Source organism: Curtobacterium sp. MCPF17_047, assembly GCF_003234045.1.
In the GTDB taxonomy this organism is placed as follows: Bacteria; Actinomycetota; Actinomycetes; order Actinomycetales; family Microbacteriaceae; genus Curtobacterium.
The window spans coordinates 56031-73969 of sequence record NZ_QKSF01000003.1 but is presented as its reverse complement, the minus strand read 5'-3'; the positions used below and the strand labels follow the sequence as shown (position 1 = coordinate 73969).

The following is a 17939-nucleotide window of genomic DNA, read 5'->3' as shown; positions in this document are numbered from 1 at the left end:
GGAAGCCGCTACCGTGACGAGCGACACCGCCGTCCCTGTGAGGAGCACCATGCCCGACACCACCGGAGCCCGCTACCGCGACCTGCCGACCGACGAGAAGCTCGCCGTGCTGCTCGACGAGGAGCGTGAACTCGATCACGACGCGTTCGACCTCGACGATGCCTGGGCGGTGGGGTCGTGGCTGCGGGCGACGGCGCTCGAGCGGGGGCTCGGCATCGGCTTCGCGGTGTCCTTCGGCGAGCAGCGGGTGTTCCACGCCGCGACGCCCGGGTCCGCCGCGGTCAACGACGCCTGGCTCGACCGGAAGTTCCGCGTGGTCCGGCACTTCGCGCACGCCACCCTGGCGGTGCGGACGCAGTACGAGCTCGGCGGGTCGTCCTTCGACGAGGCCGCGGCACTCGACCCCCGGCAGTACCAGGCAGCCGGCGGCGGGTTCCCGCTGTTCGTCCGCGGCAACCTCGTCGGGGCCGTCGGCGTGAGCGGGCTGGAGATGCACGACGACCACGCCCTCGTGGTCGAGGCCCTGCGCGCGCACCGCGCACGACGGGACGAGCGCCTGTGACCGGGACGGGCCTCCCGGACGACTGCGTCTTCTGCCACCTCATCGAGCACGACGACCAGGGCACGGTCTGGGTCGAGCGCGAGCCGGACGCCGTGGCGTTCCGGCCGCTACCGGAGTCGGAACTCGCTCCCGGACACACGCTGGTCGTCCCGCGGGAGCACGCCGCGGGCCTGCTGGACGTGTCGCCGGACGCACTCCGGGCGACGACGTTGCTCACCCAGCAGGTCGGCCGAGCGATGCGTGCCGCGCTCGGCGCGACCGGGGTCGTCGTGCTCAGCGCGACCGGTGCTGACGCCGGGCAGAGCGTGCCGCACCTGCACTTCCACGTCGTGCCGTCGTGGCCCGACGACGGGGTGCTGCGCTGGCCGGAGGCACGGTCCGCCCACGTGGTGGACGGGGACGCGTCGGCGATGCTCGCGGAGATGTTCGAGTGACGGACGCCGAGCGGCCGTCGGCGGTCCGGCTCCTCCGGTCCGCCGCGCTGAGCCCGACGGAGTACGCGTGCGCCGCGACCGCTCCGGCACACGCTCGACTCGTGTTCCTCGCCGGGTCGTGCCCACTCGACGCGGACGGCGCCACCGTGGCGCCCGGTGACCACGCGGCCCAGGCCGAGCAGTGCATCGCGAACCTGCGGCAGGCACTGGCCGACGCCGGGGCACGGATGACCGACGTCATCAGCACACGTGTGCTCGTGGCATCGTCCCGCCAGGCTGACCTGGTCGCCGCCTGGCAGGTCGTCCGCGACGCGTTCGGCGAGCACGATGTGCCCAGCACGCTACTCGGCGTCACCGTCCTCGGGTACGACGACCAGCTGGTCGAGGTCGAGGCGGTGGCCGCGGTCGTCGACGCGCCCTGAGGCAACCGATGGCCAGGCTCAGTCGTCGGCGGGGACCGAGCGACGGCGGCTCGCCAGGAGGGCGACGACGCCGAGGACCACGACGATCGCCACACCGCCGACCACCCAGGGCAGCGCGCTCGACGACCCGTCGCCGTCGGCCCCCACCGCGGTGTCCGCGACGGGGGTCGGCGTCGTCGTGACCGACGTGCCGGACGACCCACGGGCCTCCCGGCTCGGTGTGGCGGTGGGCGTGACCGTCGGTCCGGCGACCGCGGTCTGCGCCGCCTGCACCGTGAACGCGACCTGCCCGTCGATCGGGTGGCCATCCGGCGAGACGTACCGCCAGAGCATCGTGTGCGGCCCCGCCGACAGCTGCACCTGCTTCGACATGGTCGTCCCGGCGACGGTGACGTCGCCGGTCGACTCGTCCTGCCCGGCCTGGTCGCGGACCTCGATCCGGAGGCCCGCGTCGAGTCCCGCGAGCGGCGCCTCGGTGAACGTCAGGTCCACCTGGCGCAGGTCGCTCGCCACGACGCCACCCTCGGCGGGCGTGCTGCCGGTGAGGCCCGAGTGGGCGGACGCCGGTGCGGCGGTCGCGAGCCCGGTGAGGACCGTCGCGAGGGCGATCACCGACCCGAGCACGGTGCGCAGGGTGGGCGTGGTCCGGGTGCGGCTGCTGCTCGCGGTCGATGGCACCCTTCGACCCTACGGGGCGCGGATGTCAGTGGTCGCGCGCCGGTAGGGTCCGACGGGTGGGGAACCAGCTGACACTGCTCATCCGTCCGGCCTCGGCCGACGAGGCGTCCGCGGCCGCCTCGGATGACCCGACCGCGGTCACCTGCCCCTGCCGCCCGACCTCGGCACAGGACCGGGATCGGGACGGGCAGCGACGTCAGCGGCGACCGCGCCGGACCACGAGCGTGACGAGCCCGGCCAGGCCGAGCCACACGAGCGGGCGCGTGACACGGCGGCGCTTCGCGACCCAGCCGCCGTCGGTGGCGTTGCCGGCGTCGTTCGGGGCGTAGAGGTTGCCGTCCGTCGGTGCCTGGTGCCCGCGGAGCGCGAAGACCTCGACCGCGGGTGTCGTGATGCGGTGGAACAGCCACGGCACGATGAACTCGGCGGCGACGAACGACGCCTGGAGGCGGCCGACGTAGCGGTTGCGCTTCGGGTGCACGGCCTGCGCGACGACGGCCTTGGCGGCCCGCTGCACGGAGACGGTGGGCGGCAGCGGGTGCGAGGCCTTGTCGGTGTAGTTCGCGCCGTTCTGGTAGATCGGGGTGTCGATCGTCGACGGTAGTACCGCGCCGAAGCGGATGCCGGTGCCCTGGTGCTCGTCGGCCAGGACGTCCATCAGCCCGAGGGCGGCGTGCTTGCTCGTCACGTAGGCCGACTGGTACGGCGCGGAGAGCAGCGACTGGATCGAGCCGACGAGGACGTAGGTGCCTTCGCCGCGCTGCTTCCAGTGCGGCAGCAGGGCCTTGACCGCGTGGACGTGCCCGTGCAGGTTGGTGTCGACGACGCGCTTGAACGCCTCGGTCGGGGTCTGCTCGAACAGGCCGTACACGAAGAGCGCCGCGTTGCCGACGAACACGTCGATGCGACCGAAGCGGGCGGTGACGGTGGCGACGAGGTCGTTGACCTGCCGCTCCTCGGCGACGTCGGTGGGGATCGCGACGGCCTCGACACCGAGCGCGCGGCACTCGGCGGCCGCGGCCTCCAGGCTCTCCTTCCCGCGTGCGGCGAGGACGAGCGTGGCGCCCTGCTTGGCGAACTCGTGCGCAGCAGCCCGGCCGATGCCGCTCGATGCTCCGGTGATGACGACGACCTTGCCGCGGAAACGATGACCCATGCGTCCTGACTACCCGCCCGCACTGGTGGCGAGCACAACGCTGTCCCCCGACCGCAGTGCTACCGCTCTGCGGGACCTGCGGGACCTGCGGGACCTGCGGCGCTGAGGGCCGCGTCCGTCCGCTGCCCGAGCGCTCCGACGAGCGTGGTGACGTACGTGCGGGTGAGGTGCTGCGAGTCGCGGTAGACGAGGACGTTGCCGATCACCGCGGGGCAGGCCCCCTGCACGCAGAACGACGAGGTCATGTCCGTCACGACCGCCCCGGGTGTCGCCCGTGCTGCGGCGACGAGCCGGTCTGCCGCAGCGAACGCCCGCCCGGTGCTGATCCGGCAGGACCCCGGGTCGGCGCGGTGTTCGTCGACGCAGTGCTGCACGCCGCTGCCGACGGCCGGGGTGTCCGTGATGGCGACGATCCTCGCTCCGCGGTCGATGAGGGGCTGCCAGGAGGCTCGGTACCCGTCCCGCGCACTCCTCGCCGGGTCCGTCCCCTCGGGTGCACCCCGGAGATCGGCCCGGGCGGACGTGAACACGAGCGTGTACGGCGCTGCGGCCGCGAGGGACCGGTCGACGGCACGGTTCCACACGCCGCAGCGCCGTTCGTCCGCGGCGGAGACGTCACTCCAGCGGACGTGGGAGAACGCGCACCCGCCCTTCACCATGAGGTGCAGCTCCCATCCGCGCTGCTCGGCGAGGGCGATGAGGGCGGAGGACCACTGGTGTGCGTGGGAGTCGCCGATGAGCGCGACCCGGGTGCCACCGCGGACGCCGACGACGCAGCTGCGGGCGTCGGTCGCCTCGGCCTGACAGTCGTCCCACGTGGGGTCGACGTCGTAGGCGGCGGTCACGGTCGACGGGGTGGTCCCGCGTCCGGGCTCCCCGGCGACCGTGCACGGGCTCCCCGGCGCGATGGCGGCGGCGCCCCAGCACCGGTCGCCGTCGGTGCGGAGTTCGGTGGCGAGGGCACGGTCCTCCCGGAGCTGTCCGGTGAGGGCGCCCCAGCCGACGGCCGGGACGACGAGCACGAGGGCGGTGGCCCCGGCCACGACGGCCAGGGTGACGCGCGGTCGGTGGTGGGCGAGCCTCCCGGTCGTGACGGGTCGTTCGACGAGCACGGTGGTGAGGTGTGCCAGACCCGCGGCGAGGACGACCGTGACGGCGACACGCGCAGGCGTGGGCAGGTCGAGGGCGCGTGGGAGCAGGAGGGCGACCGGCCAGTGCCAGAGGTACAGGGCGTACGAGACCCGGCCGAGCCAGCGGACGGGTGCCAGGCGCGTGGCCCGGCCGAGCAGGCCGGTCTCGGTCCGGCCGGCGATGACGAGCGCGGTGGCGGCGACGGGCAGGACGGCCGCCGTCCCGGGGTACGCGACGGCGGGGGTGAGGAGGAGGCCGCAGCCGACGAGCCCGAGCCACCCGGTCACGGCGAGGGCCGTCCGCACACGCGGGCCACGCACGGCACCGGGGGCGGCGCCGGGAGCAAGGGCGAGGACCGCGCCGACGCCGAACTCCCACGCCCGGGTGTGCGGCCAGAAGTACGCCGGTGCCGGGTCCGTGGTGGTGAGGACGGACGAGCAGGTGAGGGACACGGCGACGACGACCACGACGGCGACGAGGACGGCGCGCTCGCCCGACCCTGGTCGTCGCACCACCCGCCACACCGCCAGCAGCAGCAGCGGCCACAGGAGGGTGAACTGCTCCTCGACGCCCAGGGACCAGAAGTGCTCGAACGGTGTGGACGGGTCCCCGGCGGCGAGGTAGTCGGTGCTGGACGCGGCGAGCGCCCAGTTCTCGACGGCGAGCGCGCTGGCGGCGAGCTGGGCGCCGAGGGCGGGCCAGTCCTGGCGTGGGGTGAGCACTACGGCGGCGGTCGCGGTGGCGGCGAGGACGAGGAGTGCGGCGGGTGCGAGTCGGCGTGCCCGTCGCGCCCAGAACGCGGGGAGGTCGATGTGTCCGGTGTCGCGGAGCTGGCGGAGGAGCTGTCCGGTGATGAGGAACCCGGAGACGACGAAGAAGGCGTCGACGCCGACGAACCCGCCGCGGAGCCAGCCGAGGTCGAGGTGGTAGACGAGCACGAGGACGACGGCCACGGCGCGGAGGGCGTGGACGTCGGTGCGGAAGGGGGCCTGCTGCGTCGGCATCGGGGGTGACGGTAGGGACGCCGGGTGAACGGCAGGGGACGTGGGGCGAGTGCGGGATCCGGACTCGTCGAGTGGCCGCGGTTGACCGGTGCGGCGGACGCGAGGGATCGTGGATCGATGCTCTCCCTCGTCTACATGTCCGTCGCCGCCGACGACCTCACCGACGCCCAGCTCGTCGCGCTGCTGCGTGACGCGCGTCTGAAGAACGACGCCCTCGGTGTCTCGGGGCTGCTCGTGGCGAAGGACGGCCGCTTCATGCAGGTCCTGGAGGGGCCGGCTTGGAGCGTCGAGGACCGGTTCGGCGCGATCCAGCGTGACCCGCGGCACCGGGACGTGCGTTCCCTGAGCCGCGAGGACATCGACGCCCGCCGCTTCGACGGCTGGTCGATGGCGTTCGGCAACCCGTCCGAGGCGGAGCTCCGGGACGAGCCGGGGTTCAGTGACTTCCTGCAGCGCCGCGGTGGTCTGCCGGCCGGGCTGTCGGGTTCGCCGGCGGAGTGGCTGCTGCGTTGGTTCCGTGGGCGGGAGCTGCGCGACACCCCGCTCGAGTCGGTGTCGGTCGGCCGTCACGCCGCCTGACCGCCTGGCCGCTGCGCCGTACACGGAGCACGCACTGTTCACCTGACGTGGTCAGGATGGTCGGATGACCGCTCCCCCGACCGGCTCCCTCGCGCGGCGTCTCCGGCTGCGGGACGCCGTCGTGATCGGGCTCGGCTCCATGATCGGCGCGGGCGTGTTCGCGGCGTTCGCCCCCGCGGCGTCCGTAGCCGGCAGCGGTGTGCTCGTCGCGCTGCTGGTCGCGGGCGTCATCGCGTTCTGCAACGCCACTTCGTCGGCGCAGCTCGCGGCGCAGTACCCGACCTCGGGCGGCGCGTACGTCTCCGGCCGGGAGCGCCTCGGACCCTGGGTCGGCTTCACTGCCGGGTGGGGCTTCGTGATCGGCAAGACCGCCAGTTCGGCGGCGATGGCGATGACGGTCGCCGCGTACCTGGTGCCCGAGGCCTGGCAGCGGCCCGTCGCGGTCGCCGTGGTCCTGTCCCTCACCGTGGTCAACACGCTGGGCATCACGCGGACGGCGTTCCTCACCCGGGTCCTCGTCGTGGTCGCCCTCGTCGCCCTGACCGTCGTGGTCGTCCTGGGGCTCACGCACTCCGGGCCGACGGCGGACGACCCGGGCGTCGCCGCGACGCCGCTGGGGGTCCTGCAGGCTGCCGGCTTCCTGTTCTTCGCCTTCGCCGGGTACGCCCGCATCGCGACCCTGGGTGAAGAGGTGGTCGATCCAGCCCGCACGATCCCCCGGGCGGTCACCACCGCCCTCGGGATCGCGCTCGTCGTCTACGCGTTGGTCGCGCTCGCCACGCTGCACGCCCTCGGGCCGGGAGGCACGGCCGCCTCCGCCGCGCCCCTCCGGTCCGTCGTCGCCACGGCCGGGCAGCCGTGGGCCGGCGTCGTCGTGCAGGTCGGTGCCGCCGCTGCTGCCCTCGGGGCGCTCCTGGCGATGATCGCGGGCATCGGGCGGACGAGCCTCGCGATGGCGCGGAACCGGGACCTGCCGGGGTGGTTCGCCGCCGTGCACCCGCGGACGGCGGTGCCGGCGCGTGCCGAGGTCGTGCTCGGTCTGGTCGTGTGCGTCCTCGTCGCCGTGACCGACCTGCGGGGGGCGATCGGGTTCTCGTCCTTCGGGGTGCTGCTGTACTACTTCGTCGCGAACACGGCCGCCCTGACACAGGAGCGGCGGGACCGGCGGTACCCGCGCCTCCTGGCCGTCATCGGTGCCGCTGGGTGCGTCGTCCTGGTGGCGGCGTTGCCGTGGCCCTCGACCGTCGGCGGGGTCGTCGTGACCACGCTCGGCCTCGTCTGCCGGGCCGGGCGTCTCACCGCGCAGCGTCGCCGGCCTCGCTGAGGCTGCGTCAGGGTTCCTGCGATCCCTGGGCGTCCTCCTCGCTGGGGTCCCCGTCGGCGACGAGGGCGTCCTCGTCGGTGCCCGGGTCGTCCTCGGGCATCGCGTCCGAGTCGAAGGACAGGTCGTGCTGCAGACGCTCGGCGGTGACGGGTTCGCCGTCGACCATGGGTGCTCCCTCGTGGCTGTCGCTCATGCGGACAGCCGACTCCCGCGCGCCTGGGAGGCGTCGGAGCCGTGTTCGTGGGGCGTCGCGGACGGCAGTTCGAGGGTGACGACGACCGCGGCGACGAGCAGCGCGGTGACCGGCAGGGAGACCGCGGGCACCGCGACCGAGGCGAGGACCGCCACGGTGAGGACGACCACGACGACGTTCGCGCGGCGGGTCGCCGAGGGTCGGATGGCGAGGGCCCAGATCGAGAGCACGAACACGGCCACCGGCACGGCGACGGTCGCGGCGACGGCGGAGGACGACAGCTCGACGTGGCCGGCGTCGGCGAGGACGGCCACCTCGATCCCCGCCGGCAGCGCCCCGGCCGCCGCGAAGACGAGGTAGTGGCCGTACCCGAACAGCAGCGCGGTCGGCAGCGAGTGGATGTGGTCGTGCTGCTCCCGCGAGAAGTAGATCCACCACATGCCGACCGTGATCACCAGTCCGCAGGCGGCGAGGGTGAGCAGGGACCCCAGGTGGTCGGTGTGCGCCAGGGCGTCGATCACGGCGTTGGCCGACGCGACGAGCCCCTCACCGAGGACGATCAGCGTGAACAAGGAGTACCGCTCGGCCAGGTGCCGGGTGTGCCACCGGGTGTCGGCGGCCCCCAGCTCCGCCCAGACCGGGACGAGCACCTCGCCGAGGACGAGGAACGGCGCCGCGAACGGCCAGAGGCCCTCCGGCAGGGCGAGCGAGACGATCCAGAGCACCTGGACGACGACGATCCCCACCGCGTAGCGGACCGCGGTGCGGCGGTAGCGGGTCGAGGACACGGCGGCGCGGATCCACTGCCCGACGAGCGCCAGCCGCATCAGCACGTAGCCGATGATCCCGATGGTGAAGTCGTCCTCCACCATGGCCGCGTGCACACCGGCCGCCAGGACCAGGACCCCGGCCATCTGGACGACCGTCGTCACCCGGTAGAGCCAGTCGTCGGTGTCGAACGAGGTGGCGAACCAGGTGAAGTTCATCCACGCCCACCAGATCGAGAAGAACACCAGGCCGTACGACAGCACCGCCGAGGTGAGGCGCCCCTCGGCCTCGATCTCGTGCAGGTTCGTCGCCGCCAGCCCCACCGCGACGACGAACACCAGGTCGAACAGCAGTTCCAGCGGAGTCGCCGTCCGGTGCCGTTGCGCCGGGTCGCGCGGCCCCATCCGCCGTAGTCCGATCGTCCTCATCCGGTGTCTCCCTCGGCCGTTCTCGCTCAGCGCTTCTCGCGCAGGTAGGTCAGCACCGCTCGCACACGCCGGTTCGTGTCCTCCGGCGGCAGGTCGAGCTTGGTGAACACGTTGCCGACGTGCTTCGCGACCGCGGCGTCGGACAGGTGCAGGGTGGCGGCGATGTCGGCGTTCGAGGCGCCCTCGGCCATGTGCTCCAGGACAGTGGTCTCGCGCGGCGTCAGCCGGGCCAACGGGCTGTCCGTCGCCTGACTGCGCGTGAGGTGCCGTACGACCTCGGGGTCGACGACCACACCGCCGTCGGCGACCGTCTCGAGCGCGCGGAGGAACGCGGGTACCTTGCCGACACGGTCCTTCAACAGGTAGCCGACGCCGCCCCGGCCGTCGTCGAGCAGCTCGCGGACGTACGCGCCGGCGACGTACTGGGACAGCACGACGACGGGCAGGCCGTCGTGCCGCTCCCGCAGGACGACGGCCGCCCGGAGGCCGTCGTCGGTCCCGGTGGGCGGCATCCGCACGTCGGTGAGGACGACGTCGGGCGTGGCACCGGCCGCGACCAGGGCGTCCACCTCGTCGACGAGTCGACGTGCGTCCGCCGCGACGCCGACCACCGTGTGGCCGGCGCGTTCCAGCAGGCTCACGAGCCCCTCCCGGAGCAGGACGGCGTCCTCTGCCACGAAGACCTTCACGAGCGCCACCGGACCACGTCGGGCACGGCGTCGCGTTCGTCGTCGTGCAGCGGGGCGGTGAACCGGAGCACCGTCGGACCGCCGGCCGGACTCACGACGTCCAGCGAGCCTCCGAGGACGACGGCGCGTTCCCGGAGCCCGTCGAGACCGCCGCCCGGCACGGGCCGCGCCCCGCCCACCCCGTCGTCCTCGACCCGCAGCCAGAACCGGGCGTCGGTCTCCCCCGCCGCCACCGACACCGACTGCGCACCGGCGTGCTTGACCGCGTTCGTCAGCGCTTCACTGACGACGAAGTAGGCGGCCGTCTCCAGCCGCGCCGGCGGCCGGACGGGCAGGTCCACGGACGCCCGCACCGGCAGCGGCGAGCGCGACGCGAGTTCGGCGACGGCCGCGCCGAGCCCGTGGTCGACGAGGACCCGCGGGTGGATGCCGCGGATGCTCGCACGCAGGGACCCGACCGCGCCGTCGACGCGGACACCGATCCGCTCGAGCGCCCCGCGGACGGCGCGGAGGTCGCCGCCGTCCCGCTCGGCCGCAGCGAGTTCGACGTCGAGGAGTCCGACGTCCATCGCGAGCGCGACGAGCTGCTGCTGAGCGCCGTCGTGCAGGTCCCGCTCGATGCGTCGACGTTCCGCGTCGAAGCCGTCGAGCAGGGCCCGGCGCGAGAACGTGAGTTCCTCGACCCGGTGTTCGAGTTCCTCGTCGCGCCCGGACAGCAGGGCCCGGGCCACCCGGACGTGGACGGCCGCCACCGCCGACACCCCGTACAGGGCGAGCACGAACACGACGAGCGACCCGGCGAGGAGCACGGGCGCGCCGAGGTGGAACCCGGCCAGCCAGTTGCGGATGACGTCGTCGGCGGGCGGCCGGGTGCCGGTGGCCGCGCCGACCGCCACCGCGGCGGTGAGGAGCACGAGCACCACGAGCGCGAAGCTCAGGGCCGCGAACGCGACGAAGACCACGAGGAAGGTCGACTCGGACCACACGAGCGGGTCACGCAGACGCGCTCGGACGCCCGGCCGGCGGCTCGGACCGGCGGAGCGGGGGTCGCGGATCGGCGGCAGGCCGAGGACGACCGGGTGCCACCGTTCGAACCGGGCGACCACCGCGCCCCAGAACGGCGCGACGAACCAGGTCGCGACGACCGGAGCCGCGAGGACCAGCCACAGGACCGCGGTCAGCGTGACGGAGAGCAGGGACCGCCACGGCGTCGCCGACAGCAGGAACGTCCACGGAGCGGCGGCCAGGCTCGGTGGGTCGGTCCGGTCGGGGGTCGTCACCCGCTCACGGTAGAGCGCGCAGGCCGCGACCACCACACCGGGCGACCCGCCGACGGGCGCGTCGCGCGAGGGATACGTCGTGCGACGGATGCCCCGGCCGGGAGGACCGTCCAGCGTTGTCGAGAGCGGCCGGGACGCGGCCGTCCCCCACGAACCGCAGGAGCACGACCATGGTCACCACCCCCGTCCAGACCCTCGGCATCATCGGAGCCGGCAACGTCGGCGCTCAGATCGCACGACGAGCCGTGCAGATCGGCCTGGACGTCGTCCTGGCGAACTCGCGCGGCCCGGAGACGCTCGAGGAACTCATCGCCGAGCTCGCGCCCTCGGCCGGAGCCGCCACCGTCTCGGATGCAGCACGAGCCGGCGACGTGGTGGTCGTCGCGATCCCGGTCTCCGGCTACCGGGACCTGCCTGCCGAGGCGTTCGTGGGCAAGACCGTCATCGACACGGGCAACTACTACCCCGAGTACTCCGGCCGCGTCGACGAACTCGAGCAGCCCTCGGCCCCGACCACGTCGGAGCTGCTCCAGCACTTCCTGCCCGGGGCGACGGTCGTGAAGGCACTCAACAACCTGGGCTCCGCCGACGTGACGACCGACGGCTCCCCCGCCGGCACCCCGGACCGGCGGAGCCTGGCGATCGCCGGCGACGACGCCGACGCGAAGGCGTCGGTCACCTCGCTGCTCGACCGGTTCGGCTTCGACGTCGTCGACGCGGGGCCGCTCAGTGAGGGCTGGCGCTCCGAGCGCGACCAGCCGGCGTACGGCGTCCGCCTCGACCGCGCGGGCATGGAAGCGGCGCTCGCCGCGGCCGAGCGCCGGTCGGCGGTGGCCGATGTCTGAGGCGGTCCGCACACCGTTCACGGCAGATGCGACCGCCGCGGACGTACTCGCCGGCCTCGACCTGCACGGGAAGCGCTACGTGGTCACCGGCGGAGGCTCCGGCATCGGCGCGGAGACCGTGCTGGCCCTCGCCGCTGCCGGAGCGGACGTCACCGTCGGTGTCCGGGATCCGGCGGGTGCCCGGGCCCGGCTGGAGCGGGACCCGACTCCCGGTGCCGGTCGCGTCGACGCGCGTCCGCTCGACCTCGCCGACCTCCGCTCGGTCCGCCGGTTCACCGACGGCTGGGAGGGTCCGGTCGACGGCGTCGTGGCGAACGCCGGAGTCATGGCGCTGCCGACACGGCAGCTCTCGTCCGTCGGGTGGGAGATGCAGCTCGCCACCAACCACCTCGGGCACTTCGCACTCCTCCTCGGACTCCGTGCGCACCTGGCCGCCGCCGACGGGGCCCGGGTGGTGACGGTCAGTTCGACCGCGCACCTCCGGTCGCCGTTCCACTTCGAGGACCCGTTCTTCGCGAACCGCCCGTACGACCGGTGGGCGGCGTACGCACAGTCGAAGACGGCTGACGTGCTGCTCGCCGTGGGTGTGGCGGACCGATGGGCCGACGCGGGCGTCACCGCCAACTCCCTGATGCCGGGCTGGATCACGACCGGGCTGCAGCGACACCTCGACGACGCGACCCTCCGTGCGATGGGCGCCTTGGACGACGACGGCAACCGGATCGAGCAGTCCTTCTTCAAGACGCCGGCGCAGGGCGCGGCGACGTCGACGCTGCTCGTCGCGTCCCCGCTGGTCGCCGGCGTGACCGCCCGGTACTTCGAGGACGGCCAGGAGGCTCCGGTCCTCGACGACGGGACCGGTCACGACCGCGGGGTGGCGCGGTACGCACTCGACCCGGAGAACGCAGACCGGCTGTGGGAGCTGAGCGCCGGATACGTCAGCTGACGGATGCCCGTCCCGCGGGCCTCCTGCCAGCGTTGTCACGCACCACCCCGTAGACCCCTGGAGGAGCACACCATGCCCGGAAACCCGAAGAACATCGCCCTCGAACCCGCCGCACAGGAGTTCGTCGACGCGACGTCCACCCCGCCGTTCCTCAACGAGCTGCCGCCGACCGAGGGCCGCAAGGCCGTCGACGGCGTGCAGGACAGCCCGATCTTCAAGCCCGACGTCGACGAGGAGTGGCACGAGATCCCCGGCGGGCCCACCGGCACCGTGCGGATCCGGCTCGTGAAGCCCGCCGGGACGACCGCGAACCTGCCCGTCATCCTCTACGTGCACGGCGCCGGCTGGGTGTTCGGCGACGCGCACACCCACGACCGCCTGGTACGGGACCTGGCGATCGGCTCGAACGCCGCCGTGGTCTTCCCCGAGTACGACCGCTCCCCCGAGGTCGGCTACCCGGTCGCGCTCGAGCAGTCGTACGCAGCCGCCAAGTGGGTCGTCGAGGAAGGGCGCGACAAGGGGCTCGACGCCTCCCGCTTCGCGGTCTCCGGCGACTCGGTCGGTGGCAACATGGCGATCGCCCTGGCGCTGCTCGCCGCCGAGCGCGGGGACGTCGAGTTCGTCAAGCTCGTCGCCTTCTACCCGGTGACGAACGCCGCGTTCGACACCGGTTCCTACGAGGAGTTCGCCGACGGCTACTTCCTCACCCGGGCCGGGATGCAGTGGTACTGGGACCAGTACACGACGGACGAGGGCGAGCGTGCCCTGCCGACCGTGTCGCCGCTGCGCGCGCCGCTCGAGGTGCTCGCGACACTGCCGGAGACACTCGTCATCACCGGCGAGGCCGACGTCCTCCGCGACGAGGGCGAGGCGTTCGCGGCACGGCTCCGCGAAGCCGGTGTGAAGGCGACCAACGTGCGCTTCGGTGGCATCGTGCACGACTTCGTGATGGTGAACTCGATGCACGACACCGAGGCCGCGAAGCACGCCCTCATGCTCGCCACCGCGTCACTGCGCGCCGCCCTCGCCTGACCCGGACGACGGGACGGGGCCGACCCGGACGCCCCGTCCCGTCCCGACGGGCGACCACCGACCCGACCCGCACGGAGGAGCACCATGGACGAGACCCTGACGACCCTCATCGACCGCGAGCAGATCCGCACCCTGCTCGCGACCTACGCCCGCGGTGCCGACCGGCGGGACGCACAGCTCGAGGCCTCGGTGTTCACCGAGGACGGCGTCGTCGTCCTGTTCCAGGGCGACCCCTCGACCACCGAGCCCGGGGACACCATCCGCGGGCGTGACCGGCTCGCCGAGACCTTCGCCGGCCTGATCGAGCAGTACGACGTGACGACGTACCTCAACGGGCAGTCGACGATCCGGTTCACGGGCGCCGACTCCGCCGAGGGTGAGACGTACTGCGTCGCCTTCCACGTCCTGCAGGACGACGGAGCACGCACGCTCCTGACGATGTCGATCCGCTACCTGGACCAGTTCGTCCGGGTCGACGGGACGTGGGCGATCGCCCGCCGGCACCTCGTGTTCGACTGGACCGACAGGTCCCCGTCGCACCCCTGACCACCCACGACCAGCACCCACGGAGAACCCCATGTCGCAACCCCTCGAGTCCCTGATGCACGCCAACCTGTTCGAGGTCTTCGGCGAACGCGACCCCGAACGCCGCCGGGCAGCGATCGAGCGCACCTACGCCGCCGACGTCACCTTCCTCGACCCCGACGAGGTCGTCACCGGCCACGACGCCCTGCACGCGAAGGCGCAGCGGCTGCTCGACGAAGCCCCGGGGTTCGTCTTCACACCGGCCGGCCCCGTGTACGAGAACCACGGCATGGGCTACCTGGCCTGGCACTTCGGACCGGAAGGGCAGGAGCCCGTGGTGTCCGGCATGGACATCTGCTTCGTCGAGGGCGACACGATCGCGAGGGTCTACACGCTCCTGACGAGCGCGCCGCCCGCCTGAACGACGACTCACCCGCGACGCTCGGGCACCCTGCGATGATGGTGGGCGCCCGAGCATCGGGCGACGGGAGGTGACGGACGATGGCAGCGCAGGCCGAGGTGCCCCCGGAGTCGCCCTACGCGTTCCTCACCGCCGAGCAGACGCGGGTCTGGTACGCGTGGATGAAGCTGCAGCTGCGGATGCGCTACGAGATGAACCGGCAGCTGCGTGCCGACAGCGACATCTCACTGGCCGACTACGACGTCCTCGTCGCCCTGACCAGCGAGCCCGGCGGCGAGATGACGATGTCCGCCCTCGCGACCCGCATCGGGTGGGAGCGCAGTCGCGCGTCGCACCACACGAAGCGTCTGGCCGAGCGGGGGCTGGTGGACCTCCGCCGTTGGGAGCGCGACCGACGCAGCACCGCCGTGGCGCTGACCGACGACGGGTGGGGCACCCTCCGCGAGGCCACGCCCCGGCACACCGAACTCGTCCGGGCGATGTTCTTCAGCGGACTCGGCGATGCCGAACTCCCCGCGTTCGCCGGGGTCCTCGAGCGGGTCTACGAGACCGTCATCGACCACGGCACCCTGCCACGCCCGGAGGACCACCCGTAGCGACGCGCCGCCCCCGCGGCCGGCTTGCCCGTCGCCCGCGCACCCCGTACTTTGTGTGAAAGATCACGCAATCGACGAGGAGCACCGCGCATGGCTGCTGACGGAGTCGGGACGAGCCTCCCGTCCGCACCCGGTGCTGCCACCGCACGGGCACTGCCCGCCGGATCGCCCGTCCTGTTCGGCCGCTCCGAGGAACTCGCCGTCCTGACCGGACTCGTGGACGCCGCCCGGAGCGACGCCGCAGACAGCAACGGCGACCGACAGGGCGGCGCCGCCGTCCTGGTCGAGGGCGAAGCCGGCATCGGCAAGACCGCCCTGGTGACCGCCGTGGAACAGCACGCCCGGCAGGCCGGCTTCCGGGTCCTCCGGTGCACCGGATTGCAAGGGTCGAACACGGTCGGCTTCGACGGCCTCCACGAGCTGCTCCACCCGCTGCTGCCGTACGTCGCAGCGTTGCCCGACCGGCAACGCACGGCCCTGCTCACCGCGTTCGCCGTGGAGGAGGGACCAGTCCCCGACCGCCTCCTGGTGAGCACGGCCGCACTCGGACTGCTCGAGGAAGCCGCGTCCCGCCGGCCGGTGCTCGTCCTCGCCGAGGACATGCAGTGGACCGACCGGTCGAGCGCCGAGGTGCTCGACTTCATCGGACTCCGGCTCTCGAACGCACCGATCGTCGTCATCGCGACGGCCAGGACCGGGCACGACGTCCACGTCACCCTGCCGTGCTCGTTCCCCCGGTTCGACCTCGGTCCGCTCGGAGCCGACGCCGCCGAGACGCTCCTCGCCACGCTCGCCGACACCCTCCCTCGGCCACTCTCCGACACGGCTCGCCGCCGGATCCTCACCGAGGCAGGGGGGAACCCACTCGCCCTCCACGAACTCCCTGCCGCGCTCGCCGCCACCGGGGTCGCGGGCACGTCGCTCTCCTCGCGCCTGCCGACCACACGTCGCCTCGAGCAGGCGTTCCTCGACCAGCTCTCCGCCGTGCCCGTCGCCAGCCGCGCGTTCCTCGTCCTCGCGGCGGTCGCCGACGACGCTGCCCTGCAGGACGTGATGGCGGCCGCACGGACGATGGACCTCGGCCTCGACGACCTGGAACCACTCGAGGTCCGGGGGCTCCTCCGCACCGACTTCGCGTCCCTGCACTTCCGGCACCCGCTCCTCCGGTCGGCGGTGATCGGCAACGCCTCCGCGGCGGAACTCGCCGCCGCCCACCGGGCGCTCGCATCCGTCGCGCGCGACGAGACCCGTGCCGCCTGGCACCGCGCCTCGGCGACGTTCGAACGGGACGAGACCATCGCCGCGGACCTCGAGGCCGTCGCCCGCCGGGCCGAACAGCGGGGCGCCCGACCGGAGGCCGTCCGGGCGTACGAGCGTGCCGCCACCCTCTCCCAGGGCGTGGTGGGGCGGGCCCGCCGCCTCGGGCGCGCCGCCGAGACCGCGCGAGCCGCCGGCATGACGAGCGAGGCGATCGAGCTCCTCGCGCAGGTCGACTCCCTGGCCGGCGACGCCCAGACCGTCACCGAGACCGCGGTCACCCGTACGGTGCTCAGCCTGACGACGGGCTCCGTGGGCGCACCGCCACTCGAGATGGACCGGGTCCGATCGGTCCTCGCCGGTCCCGAGCACGCCGACCGCCTCGTCGAGGTGCTGTGGGCCGCCGCGCTGGTCGTACGCGGCCGGAACCGCCCCCGGGCCGAGTGGCACGCGCTCGAGTCGGAGCTCCGCACGATCCCGTCCACGAGCCCGCTGAAGCCCGTGGCACTCGCGCTGCTGACCCCACTCGGTGCCGCCCCCGCCGCCCGGGCGAACCTCCCCCACCTCGTACCGCAACTCCTCGCCTCACCACTCGGCATGGCGTCGCTCGCCATCGCGGCCGAGTCACTGCAGGACCTCGAGACCGCGCTGACCTGCTGGGAGCTGGCCTACGAACGGGCCCACGAGCTCGGCGCCGTCGCCGACGAGACCCAGGCGCTCCGCGGACGGGCGACCATCCTGCTGCTCCGCGGCCGGGTGCGGGACGCCGTCGCCGACGCCGAGTACGCCGCGCGGATGGCCGGAGACAGCCAGATCCCCCTCGTCGCGGGGATCGCCCACGGCACCCTCGCCCGTGCCTACGCCCTGCTCGGAGACGTCGAGGCCGCACGGCGCGCGATCCGTGACAGCTCGTCCCGGTCCACGGGCGGGCGACTCGCCCTCTCCAGCGCCGACGCACGATGGGCCGCCGGACTCATCGCCCTCGGCCAGCACCGCTACCGGGACGCCCTCGTCGAGTTCACCCACATGGCCGTGCACCCGACACGGGCGCTCTGGGCCATCGCCGACCGCACCGAGGCAGCCGTGCACGGCGGACGCCCCGAGACGGTGACCGAGGACCTGGCAGAGGCCGAGGCCGTCGCGAGCGGTTTCCACTCCGCACACCTGACGTCCCTGGTGCTCCGGAGCCGCGCGCTCCTCGCCCCGGCCGACGAGGCCGAACACTACTGGTCACGGGCCATCGAGGCCGGCCAACTCAGCGAGTCCCCGATCGAACTCGCCCGCACCCGCCTGCTCTTCGGCGAGTGGCTCCGACGGGAACGCCGCGTCGTCGAGGCACGCGAACACCTCCGGGACGCGCTCGGCGAGTTCGACGCCGCCGGCACCCCCGTCTTCGCCGCCCGCGCCGCCGCCGAACTCCGCGCCGCCGGCGAGGTCCCACTCCGCGACACCACCGAGCGCCCGACGACGAGCAACCCGCTGACGCCGCAGGAACTGCAGATCGCCCGGCTCGCCGCCGACGGCATGTCGAACCGCGAGATCGCGGACCGCATCTACCTCTCGCACCGCACCGTCAGCACCCACCTCTACAAGCTGTTCCCGAAGCTCGGGGTGACGAGCCGCACCGGACTCACCGAAGCGCTCGCCGCGAACGGCTACGCCGACTGAC

At 73.4% G+C, this 17939-nt stretch carries 19 protein-coding genes; 12 read left to right on the top strand and 7 right to left on the bottom strand.

The window, feature by feature from the left end:
* The first annotated feature begins 49 nt into the window (after nt 1-49).
* The 3 genes from DEJ33_RS04380 to DEJ33_RS04370 are packed head-to-tail and all read left to right on the top strand — an operon-like array spanning nt 50 to nt 1418.
* A complete protein-coding gene (locus tag DEJ33_RS04380) occupies nt 50-562 on the top strand; it encodes a heme-degrading domain-containing protein (protein WP_220033980.1) in 513 nt (170 codons plus the stop codon).
* Nucleotides 559-996, top strand: coding sequence for an HIT family protein (locus DEJ33_RS04375; protein WP_111194345.1), 438 nt, complete (start codon nt 559-561; stop codon nt 994-996). The genes DEJ33_RS04380 and DEJ33_RS04375 overlap by 4 nt, the downstream gene beginning before the upstream one ends.
* Complete coding sequence (locus DEJ33_RS04370; protein ID WP_111194344.1) at nt 993-1418, top strand: RidA family protein; 426 nt, start codon at nt 993-995, stop codon at nt 1416-1418. Before DEJ33_RS04375 ends, DEJ33_RS04370 begins: the two co-directional genes overlap by 4 nt.
* A gap of 18 nt (nt 1419-1436) precedes the next feature.
* On the opposite strand, the gene DEJ33_RS04365 is transcribed toward DEJ33_RS04370, so the two are convergent.
* From DEJ33_RS04365 to DEJ33_RS04355, 3 genes are all read right to left on the bottom strand, one after another.
* Nucleotides 1437-2096, bottom strand: a complete 660-nt coding sequence (locus tag DEJ33_RS04365) for a copper resistance CopC family protein (RefSeq protein WP_111077900.1) — start codon at nt 2094-2096, stop codon at nt 1437-1439.
* Nucleotides 2097-2292: 196 nt separating this feature from the next.
* Nucleotides 2293-3252 carry an SDR family NAD(P)-dependent oxidoreductase gene (locus DEJ33_RS04360; RefSeq protein WP_111044262.1) on the bottom strand — a complete coding sequence of 320 codons (960 nt, stop codon included), beginning with the start codon at nt 3250-3252 and terminating at the stop codon, nt 2293-2295.
* Nucleotides 3253-3311: 59 nt separating this feature from the next.
* A complete protein-coding gene (locus tag DEJ33_RS04355; protein ID WP_111194343.1) occupies nt 3312-5387 on the bottom strand; it encodes an acyltransferase family protein in 2076 nt (691 codons plus the stop codon).
* 117 nt (nt 5388-5504) lie between these two features.
* On the opposite strand from DEJ33_RS04355, the gene DEJ33_RS04350 reads away from it, so the two are divergent.
* Together DEJ33_RS04350 and DEJ33_RS04345 are read left to right on the top strand one after the other, a co-directional pair.
* On the top strand, nt 5505-5966 hold the full coding sequence (locus DEJ33_RS04350; protein ID WP_111077903.1) for a BLUF domain-containing protein: 462 nt from the start codon (nt 5505-5507) through the stop codon (nt 5964-5966).
* Between the two features lie 64 nt (nt 5967-6030).
* Nucleotides 6031-7290, top strand: a complete 1260-nt coding sequence (locus tag DEJ33_RS04345; RefSeq protein ID WP_111194342.1) for an APC family permease — start codon at nt 6031-6033, stop codon at nt 7288-7290.
* Nucleotides 7291-7297: 7 nt separating this feature from the next.
* Here the strand turns inward: DEJ33_RS04345 and DEJ33_RS16835 are convergent, their stop codons facing one another.
* The 4 genes from DEJ33_RS16835 to DEJ33_RS04330 are packed head-to-tail and all read right to left on the bottom strand — an operon-like array spanning nt 7298 to nt 10648.
* Entirely contained in the window at nt 7298-7483 is a 186-nt protein-coding gene (locus DEJ33_RS16835; RefSeq protein ID WP_146242520.1) for a hypothetical protein, read from the bottom strand.
* Nucleotides 7480-8679: a low temperature requirement protein A gene (locus DEJ33_RS04340; RefSeq protein ID WP_111077905.1), complete on the bottom strand. Its 1200-nt coding sequence runs from the start codon at nt 8677-8679 to the stop codon at nt 7480-7482. The genes DEJ33_RS16835 and DEJ33_RS04340 overlap by 4 nt, the downstream gene beginning before the upstream one ends.
* 26 nt (nt 8680-8705) lie before the next feature.
* On the bottom strand, nt 8706-9368 hold the full coding sequence (locus DEJ33_RS04335; protein ID WP_111194413.1) for a response regulator transcription factor: 663 nt from the start codon (nt 9366-9368) through the stop codon (nt 8706-8708).
* Entirely contained in the window at nt 9365-10648 is a 1284-nt protein-coding gene (locus DEJ33_RS04330; protein ID WP_146242519.1) for a sensor histidine kinase, read from the bottom strand. The genes DEJ33_RS04335 and DEJ33_RS04330 overlap by 4 nt, the downstream gene beginning before the upstream one ends.
* A 170-nt stretch (nt 10649-10818) precedes the next feature.
* On the opposite strand from DEJ33_RS04330, the gene DEJ33_RS04325 reads away from it, so the two are divergent.
* From DEJ33_RS04325 to DEJ33_RS04295, 7 genes are all read left to right on the top strand, one after another.
* Nucleotides 10819-11493: an NADPH-dependent F420 reductase gene (locus tag DEJ33_RS04325; RefSeq protein WP_111194340.1), complete on the top strand. Its 675-nt coding sequence runs from the start codon at nt 10819-10821 to the stop codon at nt 11491-11493.
* Nucleotides 11486-12439 (top strand): SDR family NAD(P)-dependent oxidoreductase, encoded by a 954-nt coding sequence (locus DEJ33_RS04320; RefSeq protein ID WP_111194339.1) that lies wholly within the window; start codon nt 11486-11488, stop codon nt 12437-12439. Before DEJ33_RS04325 ends, DEJ33_RS04320 begins: the two co-directional genes overlap by 8 nt.
* Nucleotides 12440-12511: 72 nt before the next feature.
* Nucleotides 12512-13471, top strand: coding sequence for an alpha/beta hydrolase (locus tag DEJ33_RS04315; protein WP_111194338.1), 960 nt, complete (start codon nt 12512-12514; stop codon nt 13469-13471).
* Nucleotides 13472-13555: 84 nt separating this feature from the next.
* Nucleotides 13556-14017, top strand: coding sequence for a nuclear transport factor 2 family protein (locus DEJ33_RS04310; RefSeq protein ID WP_111194337.1), 462 nt, complete (start codon nt 13556-13558; stop codon nt 14015-14017).
* 31 nt (nt 14018-14048) lie between these two features.
* On the top strand, nt 14049-14417 hold the full coding sequence (locus tag DEJ33_RS04305; RefSeq protein WP_258374501.1) for a nuclear transport factor 2 family protein: 369 nt from the start codon (nt 14049-14051) through the stop codon (nt 14415-14417).
* Nucleotides 14418-14497: 80 nt separating this feature from the next.
* The gene (locus DEJ33_RS04300) at nt 14498-15013 is read left to right on the top strand and encodes a MarR family winged helix-turn-helix transcriptional regulator (RefSeq protein ID WP_111077912.1); all 516 of its coding nucleotides are present in this window, start codon (nt 14498-14500) and stop codon (nt 15011-15013) included.
* Nucleotides 15014-15103: 90 nt separating this feature from the next.
* Complete coding sequence (locus DEJ33_RS04295; RefSeq protein ID WP_111194336.1) at nt 15104-17938, top strand: LuxR family transcriptional regulator; 2835 nt, start codon at nt 15104-15106, stop codon at nt 17936-17938.
* Nucleotide 17939 lies beyond the last annotated feature (1 nt).